This window comes from Devosia insulae DS-56 (genome assembly GCF_000970465.2).
GTDB classification, from domain to species: Bacteria; Pseudomonadota; Alphaproteobacteria; order Rhizobiales; family Devosiaceae; genus Devosia_A; species Devosia_A insulae.
This window is the reverse complement of the sequence record NZ_LAJE02000122.1, coordinates 1-5,349: the sequence shown is the minus strand read 5'-3', so window position 1 is coordinate 5,349 and position 5,349 is coordinate 1. Positions and strand designations below refer to the sequence as shown.

Here is a 5,349-nt window from a genome sequence, read left to right as displayed (position 1 = left end):
CTCCACCGCCTTCGGCGGTCCCCCTCCCCCGTTTCACGGTGGAGGAGCACCGAGAGTTCCGTGCATTGGCACCAGTACCGACGGGGACGGGCGGCGTCGCGTGGGCGCCGCCCTTCACGTCACATCGACATCAGCTCGGCGACTTCCACCGAGCCGCCGGCGGCGTAGATCGGGCAGCCGCGCGCCAGCGAGATGGCGTCGTCGAGGCTGTTGGCCTCGAGGATGGAATAGCCGGTCAGCGCGTTGCCATTGGTGCTGGCCACCCGGCCATCGGCGCCGATGGTCTTGCTCGGGCCTGCCGGGTTGCCCATGTCGGCGACGGCGCCGCCCATGCCCTTGTACCAGGCCATCCACTTCTCCATCGAGTCCTCGAGGTCGGCGGGCGAGGAAGCGGGCGATCCGTGAAAGCCGAGGATGTACTTTGCCATTTTTCTGTTTCCCTGTTTGCCGCTGCTTGGTGGTCACATACTGGTCGGCAGGTTCAGCGGTTTGCCTGTCTCGAGCAGCGTCTTCAGACCCGCGACGACCACCGGCCAGCCGGTATCGATGCCGGCATTGGCCTTCTCGTAGTCGTGGTGGGTGATGGTGAACTTGACGACCTCGCCCATCGGCTCGATCGCGAAGGTGACGAGGGTCGGCTGCGAGTTCTCGGCCCAGCTCGGAATGAAGCTGGAGACGATCTTCTTCAGCGGCTCGATTTCGACGACCTCGCCGTCGAGCATCACCTGCCCGTCGCTGGTGAGGTAGCGGAACGGCCCGCCGCGCTTCAGGTCGCTGTCGATCCGCGTGCCGTAATAGTAGAGCGCCGTCTGCTCGGGGCGGGTGAGGGCGTCCCACAGTGCCTGCGGCGTTGTCCGGATATAGGTTTCGAGCACGAAATTCGGTTTGTCGGCCATCGGTACTGAACTCTCCAACTGGTTCTTCAAATCGAGTGCGAAGCGCGCGAACGGCTTCTGGTAGGGCGCGATCCACCGATCCGCGACTTCCTGGATCGGGGAGGCGTTGAGGTAGTGGTACTTGAACCGCCCCTCCTTGCGGCTCGTCACCAGCTTCGCCTCTTCCAGCACCCTGAGGTGCTTCATCACCCCAAACCGCGTCATCCCGAGCCCCTGTTCGAGCTCGGTCAGGGTCTGTCCGGCCTTGTCGCGCAGGCTGTCGAGCAGCTGCCTTCGGGTCGGATCGGCCAGGGCTTTGAAGACGGCATCCACAGTCGCCACAATAGGTGACCAAATGGTCACATGTCAAGCCATAGCCCTAAGGCGGGAGAGACAGGGCGGGTGAGCACCTCTAGTCTCCGCGTGCCTTGGGAGGGGCAGGGCATGGCATCGCGGCTGATCATGACGGTGTTCTTCGTGCAGGCGCTGGCCTTCGGCGCCTGGCTGCCGCGCATCCCGGACATCCAGGCACGGTTGGGGCTGAGCCCCGCCGAACTCGGCTATGCGCTGCTCGGCCTGCCGGTCGGGCTGCTGATCGCCTTGCCCTTCGTCAGCATTGTCGTCGGCCGCGCCGGCGGGCGCGCCGCCGTGCTGTGGAGCCTGCCGGCCTTCATCGTCGCCATCTGCCCGCCGGCCTTCGCCCCTGATGGCATCGTGCTGTTCCTGGCGCTGGCGCTGGCCGGCCTCGCCATGTCGACGATCGAACTCGGCATGAACATCGTCGCCGACGAGACCGAGAAGCGCGATGAGGTCGTCATCATGAGCCGCTGCCACGGCTTCTGGAGCCTCGGCATGATGGTCGGCAGCCTCACCGGCGCCGCCGCGGCGCATTGGGGCCTCGCACCCCAGTTGTCGATCACCGCCATTGCGGCACTGGCGTTGCTGGTCGGGCCTGCCATAGCCATGCGGCTGCCGCGCGGTCCCTCCGGCGCCGGCTCGCCGAGCGGTGACACGCCAGTCTCCGGGTTGTTCATCCCCGGTGCCATCATGCTCGGCATCTGCATCGTCGCGCTGGCCGGCAATATTCTCGAGGGCGCGGCGGCCGACTGGTCGGCGGTCTATCTGCGGCAGGTGCTGGGCGCTGACCCCGGCGCGGCTGGGTTGGGCTACGCGGCTTACTCGCTGTTGATGGCGGTGGGGCGGTTCAACGGCGACTGGGTACGCAGCCGCTGGGGTGCAGTGGTGGTGGCGCGAAGCTGTTATGCCGTAGCCCTCGTCGGGCTGCTACTCGTCGTCTTCGCACCGGATTACCCCTGGGCGCTGGTTGGCTTTGCGCTGGCCGGTTTCGGCGGCTCGGTGGGCGTACCGCTGGCCGTGAGCGCCGCAGCGTCAGCCGCCGGACACACCCCGGCAGCCAATGTGGCGCTGGTCTCGCTGGTCTCATTGGTCGGCTTTCTGCTCACCCCGCCGATCATCGGTTCGGTGGCTGAACTGTTCGGGCTGCGCGCCGCGCTTGGCGTACTCCTGCTGCCGGTGTTTGTGGTCGCCATCGCCGTCGCCTTCACCCTGGCGCGGCGACGTGCAGCGCCAGTGGTGACCGCCGCCTGACGCCATTGGCACCTGCCGCGAAGCCCGCTACAACCCCGACCGCAATCGATTTCACCTGCCCGGTTGCGACGTTGCAATATGAGGCGGCAGCGGCTGCCGCGAGGAGAACTCCCCCATGGCGAAGACCAAAACCGCGGCCGAGCCCGCCAAGTCCTCGGCTGCGCCCGGCTACAGCGAACTCAATCTCGCCGGCCAGTTCCAGCTGACGTCGCCGAAGCTCAAGCTCAAGGCGCCGATCACCCTGCCGGGCGACGTGCACACCGCGCTGCTCGACGCCAAGGAAATCCCCGACCCGTATTTCGGCCAGAACGAAGTCGACGTCATGTGGGTCAACAAGACCCCGTGGACGGTAGAGCGGAAGTTCGAGGCGAGCGCCGCCGATATCGACGGCTACCTGACGCTGACGCTGGACAACGTCGATACCATCGCCACGGTGATCCTCAACGGCGAGGCGATCGCCGAGACGCAGAACCAGTTCATCCGTTACGACATCGACGTCACCGGCAAGGTGAAGGCCGGCACCAACACGCTACGCATCGAATTTGCGGTGACCCGCGATGTGGCCAAGGCCCGCTCCGACGCCCACCCGTTCCCGATCCCCTTCACCTACAACTATCTCTCGAACGGCCTCGAAGGCGTGCACATGAACTTCGTGCGCAAGGCCGCCTGCCACGCCGGCTGGGATTGGGGCATCTGCCTGATGCCGACTGGCGTCTATGGCCGCATGGTCATTCGGCGCTCCAGAATGGCGCGGCAGGAGAGCGTCACCGTCGAGCAGGCCCATGGCAAGAAATCCGTCGAACTCTCGATCACGACTCGGGTTTTCGCTTTCGCCGAGGGCTCGGTTGAGCTGATGCACGAGGTCGATGGGCAGAAGCTCGCCGACAAGGTGGTGGTACGGCCGGGCGAGAACGTCTTCACCCACAACGTCACCATCAAGAACCCAAAGCTGTGGTGGCCGAACGGGCAGGGCGAGCAGCCGCTTTACGAGCTCTGGACCACGCTCGACGGCGAAGTGAGCAAGCGCAAGCTGGGTCTGCGGAAGCTCGAGTGGCTGGTCGAGAAGGACGAGATCGACCACAGCTTCAAGGTGCGGATCAACGGCCGCGACATCTCGATGTTCGGCGCCAACTGGATCCCCGCCGACGCCATCCCGTCGCGCATCACCCCCGACACCGTTCGCGACCTGCTCGAAAGCGCCCAGGCGGTGAACATGAACATGCTCCGCATCTGGGGCGGCGGGCAGTACGAGCCCGACTATTTCTACGAGATGTGCGACGAGCTCGGCATCCTGATCTGGCACGACTTCATGTTCGCCTGCATGAGCTACCCATCCGATCGCGCCTTCCTCGCCGATGTGCGCACCGAGATCACCCAGCAGATCCGCCGCCTCAGCCACCATGCCTCGATTGCGCTCTGGTGCGGCGACAACGAGGTGATCGGCTCGCTCCACTGGTACCCCGAGACCAAGGCGGCGCCGGAGCGCTACGTCGCCAATTACGACCGGCTGAACTCGATGCTCGGCTATATCGTCGAGGACGAAGATCCAACCCGCCGCTTCTGGCCGTCTTCGCCATCGCTCGGCTACATGGATTATTCCGACGGCTGGCTGATGGATACGCGCGGCGACACGCACTACTGGAGCGTCTGGCACTCGGCCAGGGATTTCTCCGCCTATCGCGAGGTGAACCCGCGCTTCGCCTCCGAATTTGGCTTCCAGAGCTTCACCTCGATGAACGTCATCGAGAGTTTTACCAAACCCGAGGACCGCAACCCGACCTCACCGGTGATGGAAGCGCATCAGCGCAATACCGGCGGCAATTCCCGCATCCTTGAGACCATGACGCGCTACTTCCGCTTCCCCGCCGGCTTCGAGAACATGGTGTTCCTGAGCCAGATCCAGCAGGGTCTCGCCATCAAGACCGCCATCGAATACTGGCGCTCCACCAAGCCGCGCTGCATGGGCACGCTCTACTGGCAGATCAACGATGTCTACCCGGTCGCCAGCTGGTCGAGCCTCGACTATGGCGGGCAGTGGAAGCTGCTGCACTACATGGCGAAGCGCTTTTACAATCCAATCAATGTCGTGGCCGTACCGGACGGCGACACCATCCTCCTCAAAGCCATCAACGATACCGCCGAGAAGGCTGAAATCGCTGTGGAAGTTCAGGCGGTGGATGCCAACGGCAAGGCCCGCGTCATCGCTACGGCAAAGGTGAAGTCCAACCCCGACAAGGCAGTGGTGGCGACCAAGCTGAAGCTTGCCGATCTGGGGGCCAACGAGTTCCTGTTCTTCTCCTGGACCGCCGAAGACGGCAAGCTCCTGGGCGAGAACGACTACTTCCCCAAGGCGTACAAGGCATATGAGCTGGGCGAAGCCAAGGTGAAGGCGAGCTGGTCGGGCGGCGACAAGGCGCCGGTGCTGACGCTGACATCGGATAAGCCAGCGGTGTTCGTAACGGCCACGGTGGATGTGCCCGGCTACTTCTCGGACAATGCCGTGACGCTGCTGCCGGGGCGGGAGGTGAAGCTGAACTTCACGCCGCGCAAAGGGGCGGCGGTGACGAAGGATGCACTGGCCAACAGCCTCAAGGTTGGGCACCTGAGACAGACGTACTAGGCCATACTGATAGAGACGGCCCCCTCCCTCGCCATTCGAGCGTAGCTCTCATGGCCTTCTCCCCTCAAATCGCTCCACTGGAGCGATTTGCCCTTCGGGACGGCTCGAAGTCCCCCATGAAGGGCCTGTTGCGCAAAGGGTGGTTTCGGCAGGTTGGTTGCGATTGGGCGAGCGGGATGGGCCAGGTGACGGTGACCCGGTCTTATTTGTGCGCGATGTCGCTGGTTCTGGGGTTGGCTTGGTGGC

Annotated in this window: 4 protein-coding genes; 2 read left to right on the top strand and 2 right to left on the bottom strand. The window is 64.6% G+C overall.

The window, feature by feature from the left end:
- Positions 1-119 precede the first annotated feature (119 nt).
- A complete protein-coding gene (locus VW23_RS07860) occupies positions 120-428 on the bottom strand; it encodes a YciI family protein (protein WP_069909027.1) in 309 nt (102 codons plus the stop codon).
- Between the two features lie 33 nt (positions 429-461).
- Entirely contained in the window at positions 462-1,217 is a 756-nt protein-coding gene (locus VW23_RS29720) for a metalloregulator ArsR/SmtB family transcription factor (protein WP_176730353.1), read from the bottom strand.
- A gap of 102 nt (positions 1,218-1,319) precedes the next feature.
- Between VW23_RS29720 and VW23_RS07850 the strand changes: the two genes are divergently transcribed.
- Positions 1,320-2,483 (top strand): MFS transporter, encoded by a 1,164-nt coding sequence (locus tag VW23_RS07850; protein WP_069909025.1) that lies wholly within the window; start codon positions 1,320-1,322, stop codon positions 2,481-2,483.
- 115 nt (positions 2,484-2,598) lie between these two features.
- Positions 2,599-5,103: a beta-mannosidase gene (locus VW23_RS07845; RefSeq protein ID WP_084645746.1), complete on the top strand. Its 2,505-nt coding sequence runs from the start codon at positions 2,599-2,601 to the stop codon at positions 5,101-5,103.
- The last annotated feature ends 246 nt before the right edge of the window (positions 5,104-5,349 follow it).